The organism is Mycetocola manganoxydans (assembly GCF_003667545.1).
Classification (GTDB): Bacteria; Actinomycetota; Actinomycetes; order Actinomycetales; family Microbacteriaceae; genus Mycetocola_A; species Mycetocola_A manganoxydans.
The window spans coordinates 262,061-288,001 of the sequence record NZ_RCUV01000001.1 but is presented as its reverse complement, the minus strand read 5'-3'; the positions used below and the strand labels follow the sequence as shown (position 1 = coordinate 288,001).

24 protein-coding genes are annotated in these 25,941 nt (G+C 66.1%); 8 read left to right on the top strand and 16 right to left on the bottom strand.

Translation table 11 applies throughout. The annotated features are described in order from the left end of the window. The 4 genes from hpaD to D9V29_RS01270 all read right to left on the bottom strand — a co-directional run. Nucleotides 1–919 (bottom strand): 3,4-dihydroxyphenylacetate 2,3-dioxygenase (gene hpaD / locus D9V29_RS01285; RefSeq protein WP_121671508.1); only part of this gene is annotated, 919 nt, incomplete at its 3' end. A 48-nt stretch (nt 920–967) separates the two neighbouring features. Then, nucleotides 968–2,500, bottom strand: coding sequence for a 5-carboxymethyl-2-hydroxymuconate semialdehyde dehydrogenase (gene hpaE / locus D9V29_RS01280; protein ID WP_121671507.1), 1,533 nt, complete (start codon nt 2,498–2,500; stop codon nt 968–970). A gap of 19 nt (nt 2,501–2,519) precedes the next feature. After that, nucleotides 2,520–3,203, bottom strand: a complete 684-nt coding sequence (locus tag D9V29_RS01275) for a GntR family transcriptional regulator (protein ID WP_121671506.1) — start codon at nt 3,201–3,203, stop codon at nt 2,520–2,522. After that, entirely contained in the window at nt 3,200–4,660 is a 1,461-nt protein-coding gene (locus tag D9V29_RS01270) for a fumarylacetoacetate hydrolase family protein (protein ID WP_121671505.1), read from the bottom strand. Before D9V29_RS01270 ends, D9V29_RS01275 begins: the two co-directional genes overlap by 4 nt. A 179-nt stretch (nt 4,661–4,839) precedes the next feature. On the opposite strand from D9V29_RS01270, the gene D9V29_RS01265 reads away from it, so the two are divergent. Next, the gene (locus D9V29_RS01265; protein ID WP_121671504.1) at nt 4,840–6,213 is read left to right on the top strand and encodes an MFS transporter; all 1,374 of its coding nucleotides are present in this window, start codon (nt 4,840–4,842) and stop codon (nt 6,211–6,213) included. Between the two features lie 59 nt (nt 6,214–6,272). On the opposite strand, the gene D9V29_RS01260 is transcribed toward D9V29_RS01265, so the two are convergent. The 3 genes from D9V29_RS01260 to D9V29_RS01250 all read right to left on the bottom strand — a co-directional run bounded on the left by D9V29_RS01260 (nt 6,273) and on the right by D9V29_RS01250 (nt 9,602). After that, the gene (locus tag D9V29_RS01260; protein WP_121671503.1) at nt 6,273–7,079 is read right to left on the bottom strand and encodes an HpcH/HpaI aldolase family protein; all 807 of its coding nucleotides are present in this window, start codon (nt 7,077–7,079) and stop codon (nt 6,273–6,275) included. Further along, nucleotides 7,064–7,849, bottom strand: coding sequence for a 2-oxo-hept-4-ene-1,7-dioate hydratase (hpaH, locus tag D9V29_RS01255; protein WP_121671502.1), 786 nt, complete (start codon nt 7,847–7,849; stop codon nt 7,064–7,066). The genes D9V29_RS01260 and hpaH overlap by 16 nt, the downstream gene beginning before the upstream one ends. An 82-nt stretch (nt 7,850–7,931) precedes the next feature. Further along, a complete protein-coding gene (locus D9V29_RS01250; protein ID WP_121671501.1) occupies nt 7,932–9,602 on the bottom strand; it encodes a thiamine pyrophosphate-binding protein in 1,671 nt (556 codons plus the stop codon). Between the two features lie 159 nt (nt 9,603–9,761). On the opposite strand from D9V29_RS01250, the gene D9V29_RS01245 reads away from it, so the two are divergent. Continuing rightward, nucleotides 9,762–10,568 carry a TrmH family RNA methyltransferase gene (locus tag D9V29_RS01245; protein WP_121671500.1) on the top strand — a complete coding sequence of 269 codons (807 nt, stop codon included), beginning with the start codon at nt 9,762–9,764 and terminating at the stop codon, nt 10,566–10,568. A 34-nt stretch (nt 10,569–10,602) separates the two neighbouring features. On the opposite strand, the gene D9V29_RS14835 is transcribed toward D9V29_RS01245, so the two are convergent. The 3 genes from D9V29_RS14835 to D9V29_RS01235 form a co-directional block, all read right to left on the bottom strand. Beyond that, complete coding sequence (locus D9V29_RS14835) at nt 10,603–10,773, bottom strand: hypothetical protein (protein WP_183084868.1); 171 nt, start codon at nt 10,771–10,773, stop codon at nt 10,603–10,605. Between the two features lie 22 nt (nt 10,774–10,795). Next, a complete protein-coding gene (locus tag D9V29_RS01240) occupies nt 10,796–11,746 on the bottom strand; it encodes an aldo/keto reductase (protein ID WP_121671499.1) in 951 nt (316 codons plus the stop codon). A 99-nt stretch (nt 11,747–11,845) separates the two neighbouring features. Beyond that, nucleotides 11,846–13,288 carry an XRE family transcriptional regulator gene (locus tag D9V29_RS01235; protein ID WP_121671498.1) on the bottom strand — a complete coding sequence of 481 codons (1,443 nt, stop codon included), beginning with the start codon at nt 13,286–13,288 and terminating at the stop codon, nt 11,846–11,848. Between the two features lie 113 nt (nt 13,289–13,401). On the opposite strand from D9V29_RS01235, the gene D9V29_RS01230 reads away from it, so the two are divergent. Both D9V29_RS01230 and D9V29_RS01225 read left to right on the top strand, forming a co-directional pair. Beyond that, on the top strand, nt 13,402–15,309 hold the full coding sequence (locus D9V29_RS01230; RefSeq protein ID WP_121671497.1) for a phosphoenolpyruvate carboxykinase (GTP): 1,908 nt from the start codon (nt 13,402–13,404) through the stop codon (nt 15,307–15,309). 184 nt (nt 15,310–15,493) lie between these two features. Then, complete coding sequence (locus tag D9V29_RS01225) at nt 15,494–16,207, top strand: IclR family transcriptional regulator (RefSeq protein ID WP_121671496.1); 714 nt, start codon at nt 15,494–15,496, stop codon at nt 16,205–16,207. Between the two features lie 29 nt (nt 16,208–16,236). On the opposite strand, the gene D9V29_RS01220 is transcribed toward D9V29_RS01225, so the two are convergent. Beyond that, nucleotides 16,237–16,662: a VOC family protein gene (locus D9V29_RS01220; protein ID WP_121671495.1), complete on the bottom strand. Its 426-nt coding sequence runs from the start codon at nt 16,660–16,662 to the stop codon at nt 16,237–16,239. 102 nt (nt 16,663–16,764) lie between these two features. On the opposite strand from D9V29_RS01220, the gene D9V29_RS01215 reads away from it, so the two are divergent. Next, the gene (locus tag D9V29_RS01215; RefSeq protein WP_121671494.1) at nt 16,765–17,760 is read left to right on the top strand and encodes a helix-turn-helix transcriptional regulator; all 996 of its coding nucleotides are present in this window, start codon (nt 16,765–16,767) and stop codon (nt 17,758–17,760) included. On the opposite strand, the gene D9V29_RS01210 is transcribed toward D9V29_RS01215, so the two are convergent. Continuing rightward, the gene (locus D9V29_RS01210) at nt 17,746–18,150 is read right to left on the bottom strand and encodes a DUF6157 family protein (protein ID WP_121671493.1); all 405 of its coding nucleotides are present in this window, start codon (nt 18,148–18,150) and stop codon (nt 17,746–17,748) included. The genes D9V29_RS01215 and D9V29_RS01210 overlap by 15 nt on opposite strands. A gap of 50 nt (nt 18,151–18,200) precedes the next feature. Between D9V29_RS01210 and D9V29_RS01205 the strand changes: the two genes are divergently transcribed. Beyond that, nucleotides 18,201–19,058, top strand: coding sequence for a helix-turn-helix domain-containing protein (locus D9V29_RS01205; RefSeq protein ID WP_121671492.1), 858 nt, complete (start codon nt 18,201–18,203; stop codon nt 19,056–19,058). A gap of 26 nt (nt 19,059–19,084) precedes the next feature. Here the strand turns inward: D9V29_RS01205 and D9V29_RS01200 are convergent, their stop codons facing one another. After that, nucleotides 19,085–20,971 (bottom strand): FAD-binding monooxygenase, encoded by a 1,887-nt coding sequence (locus D9V29_RS01200; RefSeq protein ID WP_121671491.1) that lies wholly within the window; start codon nt 20,969–20,971, stop codon nt 19,085–19,087. A 162-nt stretch (nt 20,972–21,133) separates the two neighbouring features. On the opposite strand from D9V29_RS01200, the gene D9V29_RS01195 reads away from it, so the two are divergent. Next, entirely contained in the window at nt 21,134–21,391 is a 258-nt protein-coding gene (locus D9V29_RS01195) for a zinc-ribbon domain-containing protein (protein WP_121671490.1), read from the top strand. 7 nt (nt 21,392–21,398) lie between these two features. Here D9V29_RS01195 and D9V29_RS01190 read toward each other — a convergent pair whose 3' ends face one another. Together D9V29_RS01190 and D9V29_RS01185 are read right to left on the bottom strand one after the other, a co-directional pair. Continuing rightward, nucleotides 21,399–23,315 (bottom strand): ABC transporter ATP-binding protein, encoded by a 1,917-nt coding sequence (locus D9V29_RS01190; protein WP_121671489.1) that lies wholly within the window; start codon nt 23,313–23,315, stop codon nt 21,399–21,401. 36 nt (nt 23,316–23,351) lie between these two features. After that, complete coding sequence (locus D9V29_RS01185) at nt 23,352–23,567, bottom strand: hypothetical protein (RefSeq protein WP_121671488.1); 216 nt, start codon at nt 23,565–23,567, stop codon at nt 23,352–23,354. 119 nt (nt 23,568–23,686) lie between these two features. Between D9V29_RS01185 and D9V29_RS01180 the strand changes: the two genes are divergently transcribed. After that, nucleotides 23,687–24,358, top strand: a complete 672-nt coding sequence (locus tag D9V29_RS01180) for a GAP family protein (protein ID WP_183084867.1) — start codon at nt 23,687–23,689, stop codon at nt 24,356–24,358. Between the two features lie 180 nt (nt 24,359–24,538). Here D9V29_RS01180 and D9V29_RS01175 read toward each other — a convergent pair whose 3' ends face one another. Continuing rightward, complete coding sequence (locus D9V29_RS01175; RefSeq protein WP_121671486.1) at nt 24,539–25,894, bottom strand: MFS transporter; 1,356 nt, start codon at nt 25,892–25,894, stop codon at nt 24,539–24,541. Nucleotides 25,895–25,941: the final 47 nt, after the last annotated feature.

Genomic DNA, 25,941 nt, shown 5'->3' with positions numbered 1-25,941 from the left:
GCTGGTTGTCGTGAACGTCCCACGTGACGACCGGGTTGTCCGGATCCCCGGTGTAGTAGTCCTGCGTGTAGATCTCGACGCGGTGACCGTCGGGGTCGAGCAGATACAGGTAGAACGCGTTCGACACACCGTGCCGGCCGGGGCCGCGCTCGATCAGGTCCGACTTGCGCAGGGCCCCGAGCTTGTCGCAAATGTAGAGGATGTTGTGCTTCTCGTGGGTTGAGAAGGCGACGTGGTGCATCCGCGGCCCGGTGCCTCCGGTCATCGCGGTGTCATGAACAGTGGACTTGCGGCGCATCCATGCCGCGTAGGTCACACCATCCTCGTCCTGGATGTCCTCGGTCACGCGGAAGCCGAGGTCCTCCATGTAGCCGCGAGCCCGCGGCACATCGGGAGTGACCTGGTTGAAGTGGTCGAGCCGCACGAGAGCGCCAGGACCGTACAGGTCATAACGCCAGGCGAGCCGCTCGACGTGCTCGACATCGTGGAAGAACTCGTACGGGAAACCGAGCGGGTCTTCGACGCGCACGGAATCGCCGATGCCCTTCGTGAAGCCTTCCGGTCGGCGCTCGACCCGGCAGCCGAGTTCGGTGTAGAACTCGACGGCACGGTCGAGATCTTCAGGAGCCCGCACGCGGTAGGAGAACGCGGCGACAGCGGCAACCGGTCCTTTGCGAAGCACGAGGTTGTGGTGGATGAACTCCTCGAACGACCGCAGGTAGATCTCGTTCTCGTTCTCCTCGGTGACGACGAGGCCGAGGATGTCGACGTAGAACTCGCGCGATGCAGCGAGGTCGGTGACGACGATGTCCATGTAGGCGCAACGGAGGATGTCCGGGGGTGTGGCTTTCGGGGTCGACACCGGGTTCGGGTTGGGCTTCGCGTGCGGCTCCGGAATGGGGCTCGGGTTGTGGTCCATGTCAGCTTCCTTGCGTGAGTGAGACGAATTGAGAGGAGTGAGACGCGCTCACGGGTTGGGGGTGACGACGGGCGCGACGTCCTCGGGGGCCTTCACACCGAAACGGGCCGTGTGCACCTCGCCGATGGTGATGTGCACGGCCTGCTGGTCGGTGTAGAAGTCAATCGAGCGGTAGCCGCCCTCGTGTCCGAGACCGGACGCCTTCACCCCGCCGAACGGGGTACGCAGGTCGCGAACGTTGTGCGAGTTCAGCCACACCATTCCCGCCTCGACCGACTGCGCGAAGGTGTGCGCACGCGTCAGGTCGGAGGTCCAGATGTACGCGGCAAGCCCGTAACGGATGCAGTTGGCCAGCTCGAGCGCCTCCTCATCGGTGTCGAAGGGGGTGATGGCCACGACGGGACCGAAGATCTCCTCCTGGAAGATCCGGGCATCCGGAGCGACATCGGCGAAGACCGTCGGGGAGACGTAGTTGCCCTCGGGAAGGTTTTCCGGCCGGCCTCCGCCGGCGAGAAGCCGGCCTTCGCTCTTGCCGATCTCGACGTAGCTCATGACCTTGTCGTAGTGCTCGGGGTGAACGAGCGCGCCGACCTCGGTCCTGGGGTCGTGCGGGTCGCCGACGACGATGTTCTTCGCCCGCGCGGCATACCGTTCGAGGAACTCGTCGTAGATGGGCCGCTCGACGAGGATCCGGCTGCCGGCGGTGCAGCGCTCGCCGTTGAGCGAGAAGACGCCGAACAGGGTCGAGTCGATCGCGGAGTCGAGGTCGGCGTCGGCGAAGACGACAGCGGGGGACTTGCCGCCGAGCTCCATCGACATGCCCTTGAGATGCGGCGCGCAGTTGGCGAAGATCGTCTGCCCGGTGCTCGACTCCCCGGTGAACGAGATGAGTGGGACATCCGGGTGCTTCACGAGAGCGTCACCCGCGGACTCACCGAGGCCGTTGACGAGGTTGAACACGCCCTTCGGCAGTCCGGCTTCCTCGAAGATCGACGCCCACAGGCTCGCCGACAGCGGAGTGAACTCGGCCGGCTTGAGCACGACGGTGCAGCCGGAAGCCAGGGCGGGTGCGAGCTTCCAGCTCTCGAGCATGAACGGCGTGTTCCACGGCGTGATCAGGCCGGCGACACCCTTGGGCTTGCGGTTGACGTAGTTGACCTGGCGACCGGGGACCTTGTAGTGGTCGTCGGCCTGGGCGACGATGAGGTCGGCGAAGAACCGGAAGTTCTCGGCGGCGCGCTGCGCCTGGCCGAGCGCCTGGGTGATCGGCAGGCCGGTGTCGAAGGTTTCGAGTTCGGCGAGTCGTGCGTCCTGCGCTTCGACGGCATCCGCGATTTTGTTGAGGATGCGTGACCGGGCGCGCGGGAGCATCCGCGGCCACGGGCCGGTCTCGAACGCCTTCTTCGCGGCGGCGACGGCGCGGTCGATGTCTTCGCTCTGGCCGGATGCGGCTGTGGCGTAGTTCGCATTCGACACCGGGTCGAGCACGTCGAAGGTCTCACCCGAAATACTGTCGACGAACTCACCGTCGATGTAGTGCTGGATCCGGGTCGGAAGGTTCTCGGGGATGTAGTGCGCCATGGTGGATGCTCCGATGCAGTTATGGCTGGACGGGGGAACGTTTGTGGGTGGACTGGTATTCGGTGAACGCGTCGAGCGTGCGGGTACGGTGGGCGCGAGCGGCCAGCTCGATGTCGAGGCTGTCTGCACCGTTTTCGAGGAGCGACAGGATGCCCTCGTGCTCGGCCACCGACTGGTGCGCCCGCCCCGGCACGAAGCTGAACGTCGAGTCCCGCAGCATGTTCAGCGAGTTCCAGCCCCGGTGCACGAGATCGAGGAGGTTGTCGTTCGGGCAGCGCTCGAAGAGGATCGAGTGGAATTCGCGGTTGAGCTCGGTGAACCGGTGCGGGTCGAAGTTCTCCAGGCAGTCAGCCATGTTCGCGTTCACGGCGCGAGCTGCGGCGATGTCCTCATCGGTGATGAAGGGTGCAGACAACATCGTCGCTGCGCCCTCGAGAATGCTCAGTGTCTGCATCGTCGTGACGTACCCGGTCTCGTTGAGCATGGCGACCTGGGCTCCGACGTTGCGTTCGAACGTGACGAGTCCCTCCGCTTCGAGCCTGCGGATGGCCTCACGGACGGGCACGACGCTGACGTCGAGTTCCTTGGCGATCGCGCCGAGGACGAGGCGGTAACCGGGAACGAAAGCGCCGCCCTCGATCTTCGAGCGGATCCAGGTGTAGGAGAGCTCGGACTTGCTGCGGGTAGCGGGGGCGACGGTCATTCGCGGGATGCCTTCCAGTCGGCGTATCGGGATCTCCAGTCTGCATTCATCGGGTAGAGCCCATCGACGCCTTCACCGCGAGCTACCTGCTCAGCGATGAATGTCTCCTCCCGCTCCTGTTCGATCGAGTCGCGGACAACGTCCTCGACGAGAGCCGGAGGGATCACGATCAGCCCGTCGTCGTCACCGACGATGACATCGCCGGGCTGCACGGATGTTCCGCCGCAGGCGACGGTGACGTCGACGTCCCAGGGGACATGGCGGCGGCCGAGAACGGCGGGGTGTCCGCCGGCGGAATACGTCGGCATATCGAGGGCGGCGACGGCCGCGAGGTCGCGTACACCGCCGTCGGTGACGATGCCGGCAGCCCCTCGCACCTGCGCGCGCAGGGCCAGGATGTCGCCGACCGTGCCGGTTCCGTGCTCGCCGCGAGCCTCCATGACGAGCACGTCACCTGGCTGGAGGGAGTCGAAGGCGCGCTTCTGAGCGTTGTACCCGCCGCCGTGTGACGCAAAGAGGTCCTCACGATTCGGGATGTAGCGGAGCGTGCGGGCGCGCCCGACGAGGCGGACTCCCGGTTTCGTGGACCGCAGCCCGTCGATGGACACATTGTTGAGGCCGCGCTTGCGCAATTGCGAACTCAGCGTCGCCGTGCCGACCGAGTTGATCCGTTCGGTGAGCTCTTCGGTGAGCTCGAACGCGGGATCGGTCGCGAGCCCCGCCTCCTCGCGGCTTCCCCAGGCTTCTTCGCGCTGTGTGTCGTCGACGCTCGGCCGGGTCCCGAAGTCGCCGAAGGCATCCGTGCCCTGCGTGATCGTCGTGACGAGTCGACCTGTTGTGCGAGAGCCCTCCGCGCTCGGGCTGTCGACCTCGACCTCGACGACGTCACCGGGTTGCGCGACCGACGACCCCGCAGGGGTTCCCGTCAGGATGACGTCACCCTTTTCAAGCGTCATGAGCTGGGAGAGATCGGCGACGAGCTGGCCGAAGGGGAACAGCAGGCCATCGGTGGTGTCCTCCTGGACCAGGACACCGTTGAGCCAGGTGCGAACGCGGAGGGCGCCAGGATCGACCGAATCGGCGGGGAGCACCTCCGGGCCGAGCGGAGTGAACCCGTCGCCCCCCTTCGATCGCACGTTCGATCCCTTGTCGGCCGTTCGCAGGTCGTAGATACCGAAGTCGTTCGCGGCGGTGACTCCGCTGATCGCTGACCAGCCCTGTTCGGGCGAGATCCGGCGAACGGTCTCGCCGAGAATCAGTGCGATTTCACCCTCGAAGGCGAGGAGTTCGGTGCCGGCGGGCCGCTCGAGTGTTCCACCCGTCGCCGCGATCGACGACGACGGTTTGAAGAAGTAGGAGGGGAAGGAAGGGGTGCGCCCGCGTTGCTCGGCACGGGAGCGGTAATTGAGGTGCACGGCGACGATCTTGCCGGGAAGCGGGCTGGCTGGAGAGGTCATCGACGTCCTTGTCTGAAGTGGAACCGAGCTCGGTATAACAAATCATATACAATCGGACGAGGATTGCAAGAGCCGCAAATACGACCCTTACAAAGATATACGATATGGTCTATCATCCTGGGGTGAGGGTATTCACCCCGCCAATCCGCGCGAGTTCATGACGAAGGAGTCATCCAGCGATGTCCACAGAACCCAGGCAAGTCGACCCGCGGACCGCGGCCGAACGACGCAAGGTGGCCCTCGCCACCGTCATCGGAACCACCATCGAGTGGTACGACTTCTTCCTTTACGCGAGCGCTGCCGGCCTTGTCTTCGCGACGTTGTTCTTCGAGCCGGCCGGACCGCAAATCGCCATCCTGCTGTCGTTCGGTTCGGTCGGCGTGAGTTTCCTCTTCCGTCCCCTCGGAGCGTTCCTCGCCGGTCACTACGGCGACAAGGTCGGTCGAAAAGCGATGCTCGTCATCACCCTCATCCTCATGGGGGCGGCGACCACGATCATCGGTCTGCTGCCGACGTATCAGCAGATCGGCATCGCCGCGCCGATCATCCTCGTTCTGCTCCGGATCCTGCAGGGACTCTCCACCGGCGGTGAGTGGGGCGGCGCCGTGCTCATGGCTGTCGAGACCGCGCCGAGCGACCGTCGCGGTCGTGCCGGTTCGTTCCCGCAGATCGGCGTTCCGATCGGTCTGCTCCTGGCTTCCGGAACCCTCGCATTGATGACCGGCGTGATCTCCCCCGGTGAGGCGTTCCTCGAGTGGGGCTGGCGTGTGCCGTTCCTGCTGAGCGTCGTTCTCGTGGTCGTGGGGATGGTCGTGCGTCGCACGATCGACGAAAGCCCGGTCTTCCAGGAGATCGCAGCCCGCAAGGAACAATCGCGGATGCCCGCGGTCCAGCTCTTCAAGAAGCACTGGCTCCTCGTGATCCTCGCCGCCCTCACCTTCGCAGGGAACAACGCCGCCGGATATATGACGACCGGGGGCTACATCCAGAACTATGCGACCGATCCCAACGGGTTCGTCGGTCTCGAGCGCACGCCCGTGCTCCTCGCTGTGACGGGGTCAGCGGTCGTGTGGCTGATCATGACATGGATTGCCGGTGGTCTCTCCGACCGGATCGGTCGGCGCAACACCTACATCATCGGCTGGATCGTGCAGCTGATCACGGTGTTCCTGCTGTTCCCGCTCGTCAACACCGGCAACGTGTGGCTGTTGTTCCTCGGGCTGTCACTGTTCACGATCGGGAACGGGTTCACCTATGGGCAGCAGGCGGCGTACTTCGCCGAACTGTTCCCGGCGTCGATCCGCTACTCCGGTGTGTCGATCACTTACGCGATCGGAGCGATCCTCGGTGGCGCGTTCGCGCCGACGATCGCGACGTACCTGGTGCAGACAACCGGTGAATCGATCTCGGTCGCGTTCTACATCGCCGGCGTCACCGTCGTCGCCTTCGCCGCGACGCTGATCCTGCGCGACCGCACCGGCATCCCGCTCGGTCACGATCATGAGGATCTTCAGTCCGTCGGCCACTTCCAGGGCTCGAAGGCCACCGTCTGATCGAAGACGAAAAAAACGGGAGGGCAGCCGCGCGGCTGCCCTCCCTTCGTGTACTGCGACTAGTAACTGGCGCGTGGAGTGTCGTCCGTTTCCGCCGGAATGTACTCGGCCGCGAGTGCTTCTGAGCTGCGGGCGAGGAGGGCCACGTCGGCACCGACGAGTACGAACGTCGCTCCCGCGGCGAGGTAGCGTTCCGCCATTCGTGGGTTGAAGGCGTTGACGCCGACCGGTTTTCCGGTCTCGACGATGGTGCGGATGGCGCTTTCGACAGCGGCGACCACGTCCGGGTGCTCCTGTTGTCCCAGCAAACCCATGGATGCCGCGAGATCTGATGGTCCCACGAACGCGCCGTCGACGCCGTCGACGCTCGCGATCTCGGCGGCGTTCGCTACGGCATCCGCGGTTTCGATCTGGACGAAGAGCGACACGTATTCGTCAGCACGACCCAGGTAGTCGTCGACACGGTTCCACCGGGCGGCGCGCGCGAGGGCACTGCCGACGCCGCGGACACCGCGTGGGGGATAACGGACGGCGGAGACAACGTGACGCGCCTCCTCGCGCGTGTTGACCATGGGAACGAGCAGGTTCTGCACGCCGAGGTCGAGGAACTGCTTGATCAGCACGGTGTCGCCCGACGGGGCGCGCACGAGAGGCGTGACCGGATAGCCGGCGACGGCCTGAAGCTGGGCGAGGATGGACTCGAGACCGATCGGGCTGTGCTCGCCGTCGATGAGAAGCCAGTCCAGTCCGGAACCGGCGCAGATCTCGGCGATGAGGGGGCTGCCGGAACAGACCCACATGCCGACGAGCGGCCGGTCGGAGCCGCTCAGATCGTCCCGGAAGGTGGGGGCTAGCTGAAGCGGCATGTGATGGATCCCAACTGCCCGTAATCGGCTTGGACGGTGTCGCCCTTTTCCACCCACATTGGACGGGTGAACGAGCCGGCGAGGATGATCTCGCCGGCCTGGAGGCTCGTGCCGTGCTGGGCGAGCTTGTTCGCGAGCCAGTACACGCCGGCCGCCGGATGGTTGAGCACGGCGGCTGCGACGCCGGATTCTTCGATGGTCTCGTTGCGGTACAGCAGGGCAGAGACCCAGCGAAGGTCGACGTCACCGATCCTGACCGGGTTGCCGCCCATCACCATGCCACCCATCGCCGCGTTGTCCGAGATGGTGTCGACGATGGTGCGTCCCTGCATCTCGATTCTCGAGTCGAGGATCTCGAGGGCAGGGATCACGTAGTCGGTCGCGTCGAGGACGTCGAAGAGGGTGCAGTTCGGGCCGGACAGGTCCTTGCCGAGCACGAACGCGAGCTCCACTTCGATTCGCACGTTCGAGAACGTGTCGTGCGGAATCACCGCACCGTTCTCGTAGACCATGTCGTCGAAGATGATGCCGTAGTCCGGTTCGGTGATGCCGGTCGCGACCTGCATCACCTTCGACGTGAGTCCGATCTTGCGGCCCACGAGCCGGCGGCCCGCGGCGAGGCCGCGTTCCTTCCACACGTTCTGCACGGCGTAGGAATCCTCGACGGTCATGTCGGGATACCGGGCGGTCAGACGCGGGATGGTCGATCGCGACTGCTCCGCCTCGTAGAGTTCATTGGCGATCCCGTCGATGACGGATTTTTCAAGCATGCTCCGAGCCTTTCGGGAGGTGGATCCCTCCGGAGCGGGCCCGGGAGATCAGCGATGATCGTATACGAACCATATCCGACCCTCACCGCCCGGAGCGAACCGGTTCCGTGCGGCAGCGCTCCAGGGCGTGGTCGAAGATCTCCTCCTGATACGGGGCGACGACGGTCGGCGAGATGCGGCAGTCGAGCAGGTACACGCCGTCCTCGCCAGAAGCCAGCCAGGCTTCCACGCCGGCGAAATCCTCCAGGGAGCGGATGACGTCGCCCCGGCCGCCGAGAGATCGCGCGATCCCGGCGAAGTCGGCTTCGTCGATCAGCATGGGGCCCGTGCCGATCCCCATCCGCCCGTAGACGTGAACTTCAGCACCGTACGCGGCGTCGTTCCAGACGACGATGATGCCTTTTCGCGTGGTGCGGATGACGGTGTCGAGGTCGGCGAGAGCCATCAGCCCTCCGCCGTCTCCGGTGGAGAGCACGACGGTGGAGTCCGGGAGGGCAGCTGCAGCGCCGACGGCACTGCCGAATCCGAGCCCGATGGTCTGAAACGCGGTGCCGACCATCAGCCAGCGGTTGGGGGACGCGGCATCCCAGTAGGTGTTCGACCAGCCGAGGAAATGTCCGCCGTCCGAGACCGCGACGCGGTCGTCGGGGAGGATCCCGGCCAGGTGTGTGGCGACGCTGCGCGGGTCGAGACGGCCGTCCTCGCAGATGCCGACGCCGTCCTCCCGGGTGCGGAACCGCGCGGCATCCGTCAGCAGCGTCTCGCGCCAGGCCGGGTCGCTGGCACCGGCAGGCGGAAGGGCGGCGAGCAGGGCATGGGCGGCCAGGGCAACATCGCCGTGCACGGGGATCGTGACCGCCGGGTGCGCTTCAGGGGTGCGATCGTCGATGCGGATCACCGTGGCGTCCGGCGCGAAGAGTGTGCCGAATCGGGTGCTGAACTGGTTGAGTCCCGCGCCCGCGACGAGCACGACGTCCGCCCGGCCGATCAGGCCCATGGCGTCGTCCTGGCCGAATCCGCCGACGACGCCGAGGTCGAACTCCTGGCGTTCGAACAGCGAGCGGCCGAGCGCCGTCGTCGCTGTGAGCGCTCCGGTCGCGTCGGCGAGGCGGCTGAGCGGCGCGCCGGCGCCGGCGAGCCACGCGCCACGGCCGGCCAGGATCACCGGGCGCCGTGCGCGGGAGAGGGCGGATGCCGCGGCCGCGATCTCCGGGTCACGAGGTTCCGCTCGCATCGCCCGAGCGGGTTCGGGAAGAGTGCCTTCGTCCTCCGCCTCAGCGGTGGTCAGGTCGTAAGGCAACGCGAGCACCACGGCGGTGCGGTGGGTGAGAGCGTGGCTGATGGCGGCGATCGTGACCCGGCCGGCATCCGCTCGGCCGACCGTGAACGTGGGAGCGCCAACGGATGCCGCAAGCGCGCGCTGATCGATGTCCCATGGCCGGGCGCCCGAGGTCGGGGCGTCGCCGACGAGGAGCACGAGCGGGATCGCCGCCTGTACCGACTCCGCCAGTGCGGTGATGGTGTTCGTGAAACCGGCGCCGTACGTAGCGGTGGCGAGGGCGAGCCTGCCGCTCGCGCGATAGAACGCGTCAGCCGCTGCGACGGTCGCGACCTCGTGGCGCACGGCGATATAGCTCACCGGGGTACGGCCGATGGCATCGATGACATGGGCGTTCCCATTGCCCATCACGCCGAAAGCGTGGGAGATGGAGGGGGCGAGAGCGTCGGCAATGCGGGCGACAACGGTGGTCATGATGATCCTTCGAGTGCATATAGGGAGATGGAATCCGTATATGTCTCGCGACCCGCCGTCGGATCGTCCAGCGCCCCTTTTCCGAGCGCACCAGCGTCGTGCTGTTGACGGGGGAAGTCTAGCGCCGTCGTGCGCTCTTCCGCTCGGTAAACTTCCCCGGTGCCCGTTCTCGAGATCTCTGACCTGGCTGATCCGCGACTCGCGGACTACGCCCACGCCACCGACGTCGCCCTGAAGAAGGCGCGCGGGACCGAACACGGGCTGTACCTCGCCGAGTCGCTCCTCGTCTTCGAACGAGCTCTGCGCGCCGGGCACCGCCCGCGCTCGGTCCTGGCTCTCGGGAGTACCGTCGACGACGCGCTCGACCTGCTCGGTGACCTCGACGTTCCCGTGTTCGTCGGCCCTGGCGACCTGCTCGCCGAACTCACCGGGTACGTGTTGCACCGCGGGCTCATCGCGTCGATGCACCGTCCACCGCTGCCCGACCCGGACCAACTTCTGGCCGGCGCTCGCCGCGTCGTCATCCTCGAGGACGTCGCGGACCCGACCAACGTCGGCGCGATCTTCCGGTCAGCGGGAGCGATCGGGGCGGATGCCATTCTGGTCACACCGCGGTGTTCCGACCCGTTCTACCGCCGGTCGATCCGCGTCTCGATGGGCACCGTGCTGCAGGTTCCGTGGACTCGCGTCGGTGACTGGGCCGACACTCGGGCACTTCTCACCCGGCACGGATTCCACGTCGCTGCGCTCGCCCTCACCGCGGATGCCGTCAGCCTGCGCGACGTGAACAGTGGCGACCACGAACGCCTCGCCCTCGTGCTGGGAGCGGAAGGTGACGGGCTCACGGATGCCGCGATCGCGGCATCCGACAGCGTGGTGAAGATCCCGATGAAGCACGGCATCGACTCACTGAACGTTGCAGCGGCAAGTGCCGTTGCGATGTGGGCGCTGGGCGGTGGTTCCTGAGCCTGTCGAAGGGTGGTTCCTGAGCCTGCCGGGGTCAGTCGGTCGGATCGCTCGGCCGGACGGCCGCGTCGCCGCGGATGTCGACGCGCGTCGCACCGCTCTCGCCCTCGCTGACCTCGATGCGGGGAGCGGCGTCAGCCTCGGTGGACTCCGGCGCGCTCGTCAGCTGGTCGTGACGGTTCTCTTCGTGCGATTTCTCAACCATGACGTGACCCTAGCACCGCGGGTCAGCGGTTGTAGGCCGGCATCGGTCCGCGCAGGTCGTCGCCGACGGCATCCGCCGCTGCTGACACATCCGCCGGAAGCGGGCCGTTGTTGAACGCCGCAATGTTGTCGCGCAGGTGGCTCACCCGAGTGCCTCCGAGCAGGACCGACTGCACGGCCGGGCGCCCGATCGTCCAGCGCAGGGCGAACTCGGCGAGCGGGATGCCGGCGTCATCCGCGATGACCGTCAACGCGTCGACCGCCGCGAACATGCGGTCGTCCCAGTAGCGGGCGCGGTACTCCCTCGCGTTGCGGGCATCGCCGAACCTCCCAGACCCGGCGTCGGCATCCTGACGGTATCGCCCGGTCAGCAGCCCGCCGGCGAGCGGGTTGTAGATCACCGTCGGGAGGCCGGTCGTCGTCGCGTATTCCTCGTACTCGTCCTCGAGCCTCCTGGCAAGCAGGCTGTACATCTGCTGGCTGAGCAGCACAGGGGGAGCGCCGACCTCGGCGGCGATCCGCACGACGTCCGAGATCTGCCACGCGGCATAGTTCGAGACGCCGAACGCGCCGACCTTGCCGTCGGCGGCGAGGGCAGCGATCTCGGTCAGGGTCTCTTCGAGCGGGGTGGACCGGTCCGGTTTGTGCAGGTAGAGAATCTCGATGTGTTCACGCCCGAGGCGGGTCAGGCTTGCATCGACCGAGGTGCGGATCTTTCCTGCCGAGAGGAGGCTCTCGGTGCCGACGAGCGATTGCGGCTGGCCGACCTTCGTCGCGATCGACACGTCGTCCCTGGCGCCGAGGATGCTCCCGAGGATTTCCTCACTTCGCCCATCGCTGTAACTGTTGGCGGTGTCGAACCAGGCAATTCCCGCGTCGAGCGCTGTCTGGACAAGATCGGCAGCGGATGCCTCGTCGGCGGTATCTCCGAAGGTCATCGTTCCGAGAATGAGGGGAGGGATCGCGGTCTGCATGCTCCTATTCTCTCGCTCAACAGGTACCGTTGCGCCAGCGTTCCGGTCAACAGGCGCACAACGCTGTTTCGTGGTGGCTGCACCTGTCGAGCGTGCGGATCACCCGTCGCTGTGCCGCTCGAGGAAGTCGTACACCTCGTTGTCGTCGACACCGGGGAACGTTCCGCTCGGCAGCGGTGACAACACGTGGGCGTGCAGTCGCGCACTCGGCCACGCCTTGCCGAGCCACCGCTCGGCGAGGTCACTCGGCGGCCGGCGGCAGCACGACGGGTCCGGGCATGATGACACCGCGCGGGTGGTCGTCTCCCGGCCGCGGAACCACTTGGCCTGATTGAACGGAACGCCGACGGAGATGGAGAATTCGCCGGTACTCGTCGTTCCGGTCTGCGTCGCACACCAGTAGGTTCCGGCGGGGGTGTCCGTGTACTGGTAGAGCTCGGTGGTCCGGTTCGTGCGTTCGAACGCACTCCGCGCGCTCCACTTGCGGCAGACGAGTTGCCCCTCGATCGAGCCGGTCACATCCATCGGGAGGGGAAGACCGTCGTTCTCGTACCCCTTGGCGAGCGAGCCGTCCTCAGACACCCGGAGGAAGTGCAGCGGCATGTCGAGGTGGTGGGTGGCGAGGTTCGTGAACCGCAACGCCGCCGCCTCATGGGTCACTCCGAAAGCATCCCGGAAGTCCTCGACCGCGAGGTTCCGGTCCTTCTTGGCCTGGGTGAGAAAATCGACGGCCGCCTTTTGCGGCATCAGGCAGCAGGCAGCGAAGTAGTTGATCTCGAGGCGCTGCCGGAGGAAGGCGGCGTAACTCGTCGGTCGGGTGTGTTGAAGCAACCGGTGTGCCATCGCCTGCAGTGCCATCGACCGCAGGCCGTGGCCTCCGGGGATCGACGCGGGCGGAAGGTAGATCCTGCCGTTCTCGAGGTCGGTGACGCTGCGGGCGGAGTGCGGCAGGTCATTGACGTAGATGAGGTCGAGGCCGAGTTGCTCGGCCATGATGCTCACCGTGCGGTGCGTGACGGCTCCGCGAACGTGTCCGGCGGTGTGGATCTTCTCTTCGGCGAGTTCCTCGATCTCGGGCAGGTAGTTGTCCCGATCGCGCATCCACTCGCGGAGTTCCGTGTTCGCTCGCCGAGCCTCCTCCGGAGTCGCGATCGCTTCGGCCGCTTTGCGCTGCAGCTCCCGGTGCAGGCCGACGAGGGCGGTCAGCGCCTCGTCACTCATTCCCTTGGTCGGCTTCACCGACGGAAGGCCAAGCTCGGTGTACAACGGGCGCTGTTGCGCCTGCCGCAGTTCGATTTCGAGCGCCGCGCGGGGATTCGGTGGCTCTGCGGCGAGCAGGTCGGTGAGCTCGACGCCGAGGGCAGCGGCGATGGACTGCAGCATCGACAGCTTCGGTTCGCGTTTGCCGTTCTCGATCAGTGAGAGCTGGCTCCCCGCCAGATCGACGCGTTCACCGAGGTCGTCGAGCGTGAGACCGCGCGCGGTGCGGAAGTGACGGATGCGATGCCCGAGAGTCGAGAGGTCGGAGCCGGTGCGGTTCATTCCTTCACATTATCGTAAATATCCCGTTTCTTAACAGAGGCTGTGCGGGAAGGTCTTGCTAATCCTGCATCATGCTGAAATCAGACACCCCAGCGCAGAGGAGCCGAGAGCACATGAGCATCGCAGAAATCGACCGCGACACCGAGATCGCACAGAGCCCCATTGCCCCCGCGCCGGTGTATGACCTCGTCGCTCCTTCCTCGACGCGCGCAGCCCTTCCCGACGCGACGCCCGTGGCATCCGACCCGCTTCAGGACTTGCGGAGTTGGGTCGACTCGATCGCCGCACTGGCCCAGCCGGATTCCGTCGTCTGGTGCACCGGCTCCAAGCGCGAGAGCGACCTGCTGACCAAACAAATGGTGGCCGAGGGCAAACTCATCAAGCTCAACCCGGAATGGCGGCCGAATAGCTACCTTGCCCGCAGTGCGCCGAGCGACGTCGCCCGGGTCGAGTCCCGCACCTTCATTTGCTCGGAGAGCGAAGACGACGCCGGCCCGACGAACAACTGGCAGGACCCGGAATCGATGCGCGAAGAGCTCGATGGAGTCTTCGCCGGCAGCATGCGCGGCCGGACGATGTACGTCGTGCCGTTCTCGATGGGACCGGTCGGGGGGCCGCTGTCGCAGCTCGGTGTTCAGATCACAGACTCCGCATACGCCGTCCTGTCGATGGGAATCATGACCCGCACGTCCGAAGTGGTGACCGACCTCATCGCCGGGGGAGCACCATGGGTCAAGGCCGTGCACTCGGTGGGCGCCCCGCTCGCCCCCGGAGACGAGGATGTGGCCTGGCCGTGCAACGACACCAAGTACATCGTCCAGTTCCCTGAGGCTCGTGAGGTGTGGTCATACGGATCGGGCTACGGCGGCAACGCTCTCCTCGCGAAGAAATGCTTCGCCCTGCGGATCGCGAGCGTCATCGGTCGCGACGAAGGCTGGCTCGCCGAACACATGCTGCTGGTCCGGGTGATCTCGCCCGAGGGCAAGAAGTACCACGTGGCTGCCGCGTTCCCGTCGGCCTGCGGCAAGACCAACCTTGCTATGCTTCGCCCAACCATCCCCGGCTGGCGCGTCGAAACGCTCGGAGACGACATCGTGTGGCTCCGCCCAGGCGAGGACGGCCGGATGTGGGCGATCAACCCGGAGGCCGGATTCTTCGGCGTCGCTCCCGGCACCGGTGAGACGACGAACGTCACGGCCGTCGAAACTCTTTGGGGCAACACCATCTTCACCAACGTCGCCCTGCGCGATGATGGAGACGTCTGGTGGGAAGGTCTCACCGAGAAGGCCCCCGGACACCTGATCGACTGGGAGGGCAACGACTGGACGCCGGACTCCGGCCGACCCGCAGCCCACCCGAACTCCCGCTTCACCGTCGCCGCGGCGCAGTGCCCGCAGATCGCGGACGACTGGGAGGAGGCGGTGCCGCTCGACGCCATCCTCTTCGGCGGACGCCGCGCCACCAACGTTCCCCTTGTCGTCGAAGCGACCGACTGGAGCCACGGAGTCTTCATGGGAGCCACGATCTCGAGCGAGAAGACCGCCGCCGCCGAGGGAACTGTCGGCGAACTCCGCCGAGACCCGTTCGCGATGCTTCCCTTCTGCGGCTACAACATGGCCGACTACTGGGGTCACTGGCTCACGGTCGGGCAGAAGCTGCGGTTCGACCGCGCGCCGCGAATCTTCCAGGTGAACTGGTTCCGCAAGGACGACGACGGCAGCTTCCTCTGGCCTGGTTTCGGCGACAACTCCCGTGTGCTCGAGTGGATCGTCCGCCGCATCGAGGGCCAGGTGCCGGCTCAGGAGACCCCGATCGGTCGAATCCCGGCCGTAGGCGACCTCAACATCGATGGCACGGATGTCACGGACGTCGCGCTGGAGAAGCTCTTCGCGATCGACGCCGATTCGTGGCTCGCCGAGGCCGACCTGACGCAGGAATTCTTCGAGACATTCGGGCGAAAGGTGCCACCGGCGCTTCACGCCGAACTCGCGTCGCTCAAATACCGGCTCCGTATGTCCTGACGAATGACCTGACGACGCCAGCGCACCGCGAGGTGCCCGGAAGTGCTCTGAGATACCTTGGCGGGATGTCTCGGAACACTTCCCGGCACCTCGCGGTGTTTCTGTGTGATCCGCACTATTCGAGCGCACTGTCCTAATATCGAACAAGCGGGCGAGTGCTCGCGGCGGCGGAAGGTTCGACTTCATGGCAACAGACGCTGGATCTCAGGCGGGATCCCAGACTCTGAGCCGCGGCATCCGACTGCTCGAAATCCTGGCCGCGACAGGCCGCAACCTCTCGATCGGCGAACTCGCGAGCGAACTCGGTGTGCATCGGTCGGTCGCATACCGCCTGCTGCGCACGCTCGAGGCGCACGACCTCGTGACCCGTGACGACGGGGGACTGGTCGCCCTGGGTGCCGGCCTTGCCGCGCTGACCTCCGGGGTCGCGCAGAACCTCCAGCAGGCAGCGCTTCCCGTGCTCAACGAGATCGCCGATGAACTCGGCATGACGTGCCTGCTCGCCGTGCGCCTCGACAGCGGCGAAGCGGTCACCCTGGTCAGCGCGATGCCGAGGCAGAGCGTCGCCGTCGTGTCCTACCGGCCGGGCCACCGGCATCCCACCAGTCGCGGCGGACCCGGCAAGGCGATCCTGCTCGGGGTCCCCGAGAGCGCGTGGCCGGACGACGTCAGCGACGACTTGCGCGCCGAACTCGTCGAGAGCAGGGCGCGCGGGTACGCGTCGAGCTCGGATGAAGTCGTGCCGTCGCTGAAGTCCGTCGCCGTGCCCCTCACGCTGCCTGGCCAGCCCGCAGCATCCATCGCGGTCATCCACGTCGCGCTGCCCCGTCCCGAAGCCGAGATCGCCGAGCGGCTCCGCGCTGGTGCCGACAGTGTGCGGCGCGCATACGGGCGGTGACCGCCGCGGCTTCTGCCGGAGGATCCAGCTCAGGCCGGGTTGTAGGCGACCTCGACGTCGAGGACCCACGTGACCCCGAACCGATCCGAGAGCATCCCGTATGCCGGTGAGAAGAAGGACGGCGCGAGATCGTCGAGAATTGTCGAGCCCTCCGTCAATCGTGTCCAGAGACCGGAGATCTCCTCGGTCGATTCGCCCCGGATCGACACGAAAAACGAAGCGTTGCCACGGTCGTATGGAACGCTCGCTGGAACGTCGTACGCCATGATGCGAAAGCCATTGTCGCCAAGAACCTGACCGAACTTGACCTGGTGCGCTTCGTCAGGTGTCTCGACGCTCTGTGCGTCCTCGTTCGTGATGACCATCAGCTGGCCGCCGAAGACCGAGGAATAGAACTCCAGTGCCTCGCGGGCGTCGCCGCGAAAGTTGAGGTGGGGGGTGGTGTGTACGGGCATGGTGCTCCTTGTGACTGTCAGCCGATGGACCTCACCGGCTGAACACCACTGTGATCGGAGTAGAGGACAACCTCGGCCCTCTACTCAAAATAGATTGGGAGTATGACTCCTCCCTCGCGACTGTTGCTGTTGTTGTCGCTGCTGCAGACACAACGTCGGTGGCCCGGCCGGCTGCTCGCCGAGCGTCTCGAAGTGCATCCGCGGACCCTGAGGCGCGACATCGACCGGTTGCGAGAGATGGGGTACCGGATCCAAAGCGGCAAAGGTCCGGATGGGGGATACCGGCTTTCGGCCGGAACCGAGCTTCCGCCGCTTCTCTTCGATGACGACCAGATCATCGCGCTCAGCATTGCGCTGCAAGCGGCGACGACCGCGGGTGCGGGCGTTGAGGAAGCCGCTCTGCGGGCGCTGACCATCGTGAGGCAGGTGACGCCACAACGATTGCGGCACCGTCTCGACGCCGTGCGATTCACCGCGCTCCCCGAGCAACACGCGAATGCCAGCCCGGTCTCGACCGATGAGCTCGTTGCGCTGTCCGGCGCGATCGCCGCGCGTGCGGTTGTCCGGTTCGACTACGCGAACGATTCCGGGGACGCCATGGAGCCCCCTCCTCGTCGGGTGGAGCCGCATTCCCTGATCATCTCCGGAGGGCGCTGGTATCTGGTGGCGTGGGACCTGGAGCGCGACGACTGGCGCATCTTCCGCGCCGACCGCATCACCACCCGGACACCCACCGGTCCCCGGTTCGAGCCCCGACCGATTCCCGGCGGCGACGTTCGGGCATTTGTTTCCGCCCGGTTCAAGGGGTCGGAACGGGCGGACGAATGGCCGTGCGTCGGGACCGTGCTCATTTCGCTGCCGGCGCGATCCGTGCGCCCGTTCGCTGGTGACGGCACCGTTGACGAGGTCGGGCCCGAGCTGTGCCGGTACCGGTCAGGCTCCTGGTCGTGGGTGGCGCTCGCCGCCTCGCTCGGTCGCTTCGATGCCGATCTCGAGGTGGTCGAGCCGCCAGAGCTCCAGGACGCGTTCCGGCAGCTCGCATCCAGGTTTTCGGCGGCGGCGGCTCCGTCAGGGGAGGGTGCCTCAGGCTCGCGATGAACGCATCGCGGCCTTCTGCACGAGGTCGTTCCGGGCCGACAGCGCCGCGTACTCGTCGGTACCGAGCGCGACGAGCGCCACCCGTTCCTCCGCGTCGTGGTGAAACCCCCACCCGTAGCGTTTCGCGAGGGGTGACGCTCTCAGACACGCCTGGTCTTTCGCGAAGAACGAAGCCCACGCCTCTTCACGGTCGGCATCAGGTATCCCAGAGCGCGTGGCATGGACCTCGAAAAGGATCTCATCTGAGGTCAACTCGTACGGATGCTCCGAGATGAGCGCGAACTGGAGGGCGGCGACCGTGGGCTTCGCACCCGCGGCGGGGATTTCGGCGTCAGGTGTTGGGCAATCCGGAGCGACGGAGATGAAGGTGTTGCGGTAGTTTGTCGTCATTGTTCCAGCATCAGGGACCGCCGGTTCCGCGTCTTGTAGATTTGCGCCAGATGACCGACCCGCTCGCACGACACATCGGAGTCTCCGAGCGTTCCGGGGTGCTCGAGCCGCACAATCTCGTGCGATTCTCGGCTCGGTGGATCAGCCCCGCCGCCGATCTGTCAGACGTCGTCGACACGTACTGGAGCGTGGAATGGCGGCTCCCTGCCGGTGACGCCATCGAGCAGCGAATCGTCGACTACCCGGCAATCACGCTCAGCGTCGAGGAAGGCGACGTACCCGCGCCGTATGTCGTGACTGCGGTTCGGCCACAGGCCTGGTCCCGCGTGATCACGGGTTCCGGGTCGGTCTTCGCGATCCGGCTCCGTCCGGCGGGACTCGCCGTGCTCTCCGGGCTCGATGCGAGGGCGCTCGCTCCCGAGCGCGAGTTGACGGCCGACCTCGATGAGAGAGCATTCGAACTCCTCCGAAAGGTCAGCGGTGCAGGGGAGCGTTCGCGCGAAGCCGACGCGCGTATCCGTGAGCATCTCGCCGAGCGGCCGCTTACCGGGATGCAGCAGCTCGCCAACCGGGCCGTCGACGCTCTCGTCGCAAGCCCTCGGGTGAGGACCGGTCGCGCGGTCGCCGCAGAACTGGGCACGAGCGAACGAACGCTGCAACGCGCGCTGGGCGAGACACTTGGCCGTGGGCCAAACGAAGTCGCGCGACGCATCCGGCTCCAGGAGGTCGTCCGGCGGCTCTCCACGACGGATGCCGACATCGTGACTGTCGCCGCGGACCTGGGCTACACCGACCAGGCCCACCTCACGACGGAGTTCCGGTCGGTCGCCGGTGTGACACCGGGGCGCTATGTCCGGGAACTCCGTCGTTCACAAGCGAACCTGGCCGGAGTCGTGGGCGACGGGTGACCCCATCGCCCTCAGCAGTGTGACGGTTATCGCGGCAGCAGGTTCTGGCGGAAGAACGCGGCCAGATCCTCTGTCGCGTCAAGCGGCAGCACGTGGGCCACGTACTGATCCGGCCGCACGACGATGACGGCACCCGCACGATCGATCCCGCGAAGCTCGAAGATGTCGCTCTCCGGGTTCGTGGCATAGACCTTCTCATAGTCGATCAGATCGAACGGCCCGACGCGGGGCAGGAAGACCTCGGGAACCCGGCCGATGTCCATCTCCGTGTGCGGCTGCTGGTAGACCACCTTGACGTCGAAGATGCTGTCGACCTCGGCGTCTCTCGGGGTGTGGACGAGCAGGGGAGACTCGGGCGAGTTCCGGAGCCAGTCCGCCCATGTCGACACCCCGGATGCCTCGCCCGGTCGTGCCGCGTCGGCGAACGCATAGAGGCGCCACCGTCCGTCAGCGCGGTGGTGGTGCCCGAGCTGAACCGGGTTGGTGTCTGCGACCCTGACGACGGGAGCAGACTTGAACCGTTTGCCGATCGGGAACCCGGTCGCGAGGTCCTGGTGGGTCGCTTCTCCGATCAGCATCGACGGCTCATACTGGGTCATGAAACCGGCGGGGAACTCAGCGGTGCTCGTGTAAAACGTCTCGAGCTCGGCCGGGTCCTTGAGTTCTTCCGGCTTGCGGGCCATCAGGCTCGACCACTCCTTGTCGAAGTCGATGAGGTTTTTGGCGACGACCTGGCGCTCGGCCGAATAGGTGCTGAGGAGGCTCTCCGGGCTGCGCCCCTCGAGGACGTGGGCGAGCTTCCAGCCGAGGTTGAAGCCGTCCTGCATCGACACGTTCATGCCCTGGCCCGCCTTCGCGCTGTGCGTGTGGCAGGCGTCACCGGTGATGAAGACCCGGGGCGTCCGCGTTCCGATCTCCTCGGGCAGCACGTCGTCGAACCGGTCGGTCAGGCGGTGGGCCACCTCGTAGACGCTGTGCCAGGCGACGTTCTTCACGTCGAGCGTGTACGGGCTCAGGATGTCGTTTGCCTTAGCGATGATCTCCTCGATCGTCGTGCTGCGGATCGCGCCCTTGTTGTCCGGGTCGACCTCACCGAGGTCCACGTACATGCGGAACAGGTAGCCGCCCTCGCGAGGGATGTGCAGGATGCTCCCGAACTCCGACTGGATGGCGCACTTGGTCCGGATGTCGGGGAAGTCGGTGACGGCGAGGATGTCCATGACTCCCCACGCGTGGAACGCCTGGTCGCCGGCGAGGGTGCATCCGATCGACTGACGCACACCGCTCCTGGCTCCGTCAGCACCGACGACGTACTTCGCCCGAACGACCCGATCCTCCCCGGTGCGCTCACCCGTCGTGTGCCCGAGCGTCACGGTCACCGGGTAGTCGTCCGCGTCGTTCACGGTCAGGCCGCGGAATTCGTAGCCGTAATCCGGGGTCATCCGGGTGGGCGAGTGGGCCATGACCTCGGCGAAGTAATCGAGCACACGCGCCTGGTTCACGATCATGTGCGGGAATTCACTGATCCCCATCGGGTCGTCGACCGCGCGTGCGGTGCGGACGATGTGGGACGGGTTGGCCGGGTCGGGCTTCCAGAACGCCATCTCGGTGATCTGGTACGCCTCCTGGATGATCCGCTCGGCAAATCCGAACGCCTGGAACGTCTCGACACTGCGCGCCTGGATGCCGTCGGCCTGCCCGATCGCAAGCCGTTCGCCCCGGCGTTCCACGATCCGGGTCGTGATTCCGGGGAACTGCGACAACTGGGCGGCTGTGATCATTCCGGCCGGCCCGCTGCCGACAATGAGAACGTCGACCTCGTCGGGGAGTTCCTCGGGTCGATCGATACCCACCCCTGCGGCGGGCAGAATGCGCGGGTCGGTGGACACGTATCCGTGGTGGTGGAACTGCACGGGCTTCCTCACTTCGTTGTGGAAAATTCGGGCGAGACGGCATCCGCGTTCCATAATCGAACGGCGGGTTCTTTTATCGCTCAACCGAGTGTACGTCGCGGTCGTTCCGGGGACAAGCGCAAGCCCCTGACTGATCCGAAGCGGCGTCCATACACTCGGCACATGTTTCTTCTCTTCGGCACGACGCTCCGCGACAAGGTGCTCGTCACCGTGACCTTCATCTGCGAGTACTGCCGGATGTCAGCGGCACAGGATGTGTATGAGCGCGCCACCAAGTTCTCGCTGTTCTTCGTGCCGTTGTTCACGATCTCCCGCCGCTACGCCGTGGTCTGTTCGAACTGCGGAGGGACCACGTCGCTCACCCGTGAGCAGGCCACGAATGGCATCGAATGGGCGGCTCGTTCCCGCCAGGTGAGTTGAGCCCGGCCTAGACGAGCAACTGGTGCTTGGCGAGGTCTCGGTAGAGCGGGACGGATGCCACGAGCTCCGAGTGCGTACCTGTCCCGACGACGCGTCCATGATCGAGAACCACGATCGAGTCGCTGTCGACCACCGTCGACAGCCGATGCGCGATGACGATGAGCGTGCGGTCTTCCGCGACAGCATCGATCGCGAGGCGCATCTTCTGCTCGTTGACCCCGTCGAGGGATGATGTTGACTCGTCGAGCAGCAGGATCGGCGGTGCCGCGAGCAGGGCCCGGGCGATGGCGAGCCGCTGGCGCTCGCCACCCGAGAGCATGATGCCGTCTTCACCGACGGCCGCGTCAAGGCCCTGCGGGTTGCGGTCGAGCACCTCGGTGAGGTTCACAGCGTGGAGGACGCGGATGCAGTCCTCGTCGGTCGCGTCGGGGGAGGCGAGAAGCAGGTTGTCGCGGAGGGATCCCGCGAGCACCGGCGCATCCTGCTCCACATAGCCGATCTGGGCGCGGAGGGTCGTGCGCGGCATCGTGCGGATGTCGACCCCTCCGAAACGGATCGCACCGGCCTCAGGGTCATAGAACCGTTCGATGAGTCCGAGGATCGTCGACTTTCCTGCGCCGGACGGGCCGACGAGGGCCGTGCGCTGGCCGCGTGCCGCCGTGAAGCTCACGCCGCGAAGGACGGGCTCGCCGGGTTCACGCGCCCGCTGGTCACCTACGCCATCCGCCGCGTCCTCCCGCTGATCGAGGAGGTCGCTTGCAGCCGTCTCGAGGTCCGTGGCAGCTTCGGCCTTCTCGGCACCGGTCGGATACGCGAAAACGACGTCGTCGAACTCGACGGCGGGGGCGTCCGGGCTCGCAATACCCGGGGCGCGAACGGATGCCGCGATCTCGGCATCCGCTGAGTCCTCGAGTGGAAGGTTGATGATCTCCTGGATCCTTCCGAGCGCACCGAGTGCCTGGTTCGTGGCTGAGATGGCGCCGAACGCCTGGCCGAGCGGCATGATCATCATGAACAGGAACAGGATGAACGCGACAAGGCTCGCGATCGTGATCGCGCCGCTGGCGACGCGGAAGCCGCCGACGCCGAGGACGACGAGGAACGACACCTGCATCGCGATGCCGGCGACCGGAACGACGAGGGCGGAGATCCGGGCGACCTGGATTCCCATGCTCCACGCGCCCGTGGCGTCGGCGTCGATCGTCGCAACTTCGCGCTGGGTCGCGTTGGATGCCCGGACGGTGCGGACGGCGCTGATGGCGCGTTCGACACTCGCGGCGAGGTCGCCCACTTTGGCCTGGGCTCGCTGACTGGCGACCCGGATGCGCGTGGAGAGCAAGACAACGGTGACGATCGACACGGCGATGACGAGCGAGGTGAGACCGAGGAGGACCGGATCGATGATGAGCATCGCGATGAGGGCACCGATGAACGTGATGGTGCCACCCACGGCTTCGACGAGGCCCTGGGTGAGAACGGCGCGCAACAGGGTCGTGTCACTGCCGACGCGAGAGACGAGGTCGCCGGTGCGGCGGGTATCGAACTCAGAGATGGGGAGGCTCAGCATGCGCCCGACCAGTCGGCGACGGCTGGAGAGCACGACGCCCTCACCGGTGCGCTGAAGAAGATAATGCTGGTACCCGGAGATGATGCCTGAGATCACGACGAGCGCGATCAGCGCCCAGACGAGGCCACCGAGAGAGGCGCCCTGTTCCACGACGCCGATGACCTGGCTGACCAGGAGCGGCTGCGCAAGTGAGGCTGCTGAGCCGACGATGCTCAGCGCGATGACGAACCACAGCACTCTCTTGTGTTCGAAGAGATACGGGATGAGCTCGGAGAAGCGGGCGCGCGGGCCATCCTCTGCACGGGGCTTCGCGAACGGCGAGCGACGTGCCGGGCGCGTGGCAGAAGGAGATGACATCCGTATTCCTCAGGGTTATCGGAAAAGCGAGTGGGATTACTTGCGGCCGTACTTCTTGTGTACGGCCTGGCGGCTGACGCCGAGTGCGAGAGCGATGAGTTGCCAGCTGGAATTCGCGTTGCGAGCCCGGCGAACGGCGACCGCCTCAGCGCGATCGAGCTCTGTACGAAGTTTAGCGATCGCGCGGAGGGCGGTGTACGGATCGTTCGATCCTGCCTCGGCGGCCAGGGTTCCGATCGGTTCTGAGCTCATGCCGTCAACAGTAGTTGACAACGGTAGTACTGTCAATCGACGTTGACAGTCGAAGCGTCGCATACGGGCGTCGGTGGTGCGGGATTATGCTGGCCCTATCCGATTCAAAGGAGTGCAGTATGGGATCGATCATCGGCGACATTCTCACGAGTGCGCTCGGTATCGCTCTCAGCCCCATCCCACTCCTCGCGGTGATCACCCTTCTGCTTGCGCCGCGCGGCAACGCTGCGGCTCTCGGGTTCCTCGGGGGCTGGCTGCTGGGAGTGATCCTCCCTGTGCTCGTCATCACGATCCTCGCGGGGCTTCTGCCGGAAAGCTCGGGCAATGCCTCCCGCCCGGTCGGCGGCACGCTCCTGCTCGTTCTCGGCGGGCTTCTCCTCTACCTCGCCGCGGGCGAGTGGCGACTCAGGCCGCAGCCGGGCAGGGCGCCCGTGCTGCCGCGCTGGGTGGCCGCCCTCGACACGATGACGGTGCCGCAGGGCCTGGCGCTCGGATTCGGCCTCGCGGCCCTCGCCCCCAAGAACCTTTCCCTGGCCATCGGTGCAGGACTGACCATCGGTGGTGCGACCTTCGAGTTTCGCGAAGTCATGCTCGTGCTTCTGGTCTTCGTGCTCATCGCCGCGTCGAGCATGCTCGTCGTGGTTGTCGGCGGAATGGCAGCGGTCGACGCGTGGCGCAGGCCGCTGATCGAGCTGCGCGACTGGATGGGCCGCAATAGCGCTACCGTCCTCGCCGTGCTCTACCTTGTGCTCGGTGTGAGCCTCATCGGCGCCGGGATCAGCGCCTTCTGACGCCGCCCCGTCGGGCTGTGCGTGCGGCAGGGTACGTTTTCACCCGGTGCGGACGGATTCACTCGGCATGCCGGATGTTCTGGTCCGGAGTGAGTGAAAACGTAGGCGGGAGGCGGCACAGAAAGACGGATGCCGTCCCTCGCGTGGCGAGGAACGGCATCCGGTGAGAAGGAACGGCGACTAGCGGTCGATGTCGATGTCCTTGGTCTCCTTGCCGATGATCAGCGCGATCAGCGTGATGACGCCCATGACGGCGAGGTAGATGCCGACGAGGAAGGGGCTTCCATCAGCCATCGCCCACAACCACACGGCGATGAACGGTGCGACGGCAGCACCGAGGATGCTCGACACGTTGTACGAGATACCAGAACCGGTGTAGCGCACGTTCGTCGGGAACAGTTCGGGCAGCAGCGCGCCCATTGGGCCGAAGGTCATGCCCATGAGGCTGAAGCCGATGATGAGGAACGCCATCACGCCGACGAAACCACCGCCGAGGAGCGGCACCCAGAGCAGACCGAAGACGATGATGCCCGATGTGACGATGATGAGCGTCTTGCGACGCCCGAACTTGTCGGCCCACGGTCCGGAGAGGAGCGTGAAGATTCCGAAGAACACGACACCGGCGATGAGCATGAGCACGAAGGTGTTGTAGCTGTAGCCGAGGCCGGGCTGCTGGCCTTCTGCCGGGTCGATCGGTGCGCGGCCGTAGCTCAGCGAGAACGTGGTCATCAGGTAGAAAAGCACGTAGGTGGCGAGCATGAAGAACGTGCCGAGGATGAGCTCGCGCCAGTTGCTCTTGAAGACGAGCTTGAGCGGCAGCTTGACGACCTTGCCCGCCTTGACCGTGTTGGTGAATGCCTCGCTCTCGACGAGCTTCAGCCGCACCCACAGGCCGACGATGACCATGACGGCGGAGAACAGGAACGGGATGCGCCAGCCCCAGTCGAGGAAGGCGTCAGAGGGGCGCGACGGGTCGTCCGACGGCAGTGCGAACGCGATGATGAGGAAGAGCCCGTTGGCGATGATGAAGCCGATCGGGGCGCCCAGCTGGGGGAAGGTGCCGTACCAGGCACGCTTGCCGACGGGGGCGTTCTCGGTCGCGACGAGCGCTGCACCGCTCCACTCGCCGCCGAGCGCGAAGCCCTGGGCGAGACGGAGGATCACAAGGAGCAGCGGGGCGAACCAGCCGATGACGAGGTAGGTCGGCAGGAGGCCGATGAGGAACGTCGCGATTCCCATGGTGAGCAGGGCAGCGACGAGCGTTGTCTTGCGTCCGACCTTGTCGCCGAGGTGACCGAAGAAGACGGCACCGAGCGGGCGGGCCACCATGGCGGCACCGAAGATCGCGAAGGACGACAGCAGAGCGGTCGTCTCGTTGCCCGCGGGGAAGAAGAGGTAGGGGAAGACGAGGACGGCGGCTGTCGCGTAAACGTAGAAGTCGTAGAACTCGATGGTCGTGCCGACGAGCGACGCGAGAATGACGCGTGACTTCGGGTTGGCCGGAGCCGGAGGAGTGGTGGTGGCTGAGACTGACATGGTGCTTTCTCGTCGTGAAGCGGAAACACTTGGAGGCGCGGGCCGGT

Coding starts and splice junctions, on each gene's coding strand:
- hpaE (WP_121671507.1), bottom strand. CDS start 2,500: ATGGCGCACTACATCCCCGAGAACCTTCCGACCCGGATCCAGCACTAC.
- D9V29_RS01275 (WP_121671506.1), bottom strand. CDS start 3,203: ATGACCGTCGCCCCCGCTACCCGCAGCAAGTCCGAGCTCTCCTACACC.
- D9V29_RS01270 (WP_121671505.1), bottom strand. CDS start 4,660: ATGACCTCTCCAGCCAGCCCGCTTCCCGGCAAGATCGTCGCCGTGCAC.
- D9V29_RS01265 (WP_121671504.1), top strand. CDS start 4,840: ATGTCCACAGAACCCAGGCAAGTCGACCCGCGGACCGCGGCCGAACGA.
- D9V29_RS01260 (WP_121671503.1), bottom strand. CDS start 7,079: ATGCCGCTTCAGCTAGCCCCCACCTTCCGGGACGATCTGAGCGGCTCC.
- hpaH (WP_121671502.1), bottom strand. CDS start 7,849: ATGCTTGAAAAATCCGTCATCGACGGGATCGCCAATGAACTCTACGAG.
- D9V29_RS01250 (WP_121671501.1), bottom strand. CDS start 9,602: ATGACCACCGTTGTCGCCCGCATTGCCGACGCTCTCGCCCCCTCCATC.
- D9V29_RS14835 (WP_183084868.1), bottom strand. CDS start 10,773: ATGGTTGAGAAATCGCACGAAGAGAACCGTCACGACCAGCTGACGAGC.
- D9V29_RS01240 (WP_121671499.1), bottom strand. CDS start 11,746: ATGCAGACCGCGATCCCTCCCCTCATTCTCGGAACGATGACCTTCGGA.
- D9V29_RS01235 (WP_121671498.1), bottom strand. CDS start 13,288: ATGAACCGCACCGGCTCCGACCTCTCGACTCTCGGGCATCGCATCCGT.
- D9V29_RS01230 (WP_121671497.1), top strand. CDS start 13,402: ATGAGCATCGCAGAAATCGACCGCGACACCGAGATCGCACAGAGCCCC.
- D9V29_RS01225 (WP_121671496.1), top strand. CDS start 15,494: ATGGCAACAGACGCTGGATCTCAGGCGGGATCCCAGACTCTGAGCCGC.
- D9V29_RS01220 (WP_121671495.1), bottom strand. CDS start 16,662: ATGCCCGTACACACCACCCCCCACCTCAACTTTCGCGGCGACGCCCGC.
- D9V29_RS01215 (WP_121671494.1), top strand. CDS start 16,765: ATGACTCCTCCCTCGCGACTGTTGCTGTTGTTGTCGCTGCTGCAGACA.
- D9V29_RS01210 (WP_121671493.1), bottom strand. CDS start 18,150: ATGACGACAAACTACCGCAACACCTTCATCTCCGTCGCTCCGGATTGC.
- D9V29_RS01205 (WP_121671492.1), top strand. CDS start 18,201: ATGACCGACCCGCTCGCACGACACATCGGAGTCTCCGAGCGTTCCGGG.
- D9V29_RS01195 (WP_121671490.1), top strand. CDS start 21,134: ATGTTTCTTCTCTTCGGCACGACGCTCCGCGACAAGGTGCTCGTCACC.
- D9V29_RS01190 (WP_121671489.1), bottom strand. CDS start 23,315: ATGTCATCTCCTTCTGCCACGCGCCCGGCACGTCGCTCGCCGTTCGCG.
- D9V29_RS01185 (WP_121671488.1), bottom strand. CDS start 23,567: ATGAGCTCAGAACCGATCGGAACCCTGGCCGCCGAGGCAGGATCGAAC.
- D9V29_RS01180 (WP_183084867.1), top strand. CDS start 23,687: ATGGGATCGATCATCGGCGACATTCTCACGAGTGCGCTCGGTATCGCT.
- D9V29_RS01175 (WP_121671486.1), bottom strand. CDS start 25,894: ATGTCAGTCTCAGCCACCACCACTCCTCCGGCTCCGGCCAACCCGAAG.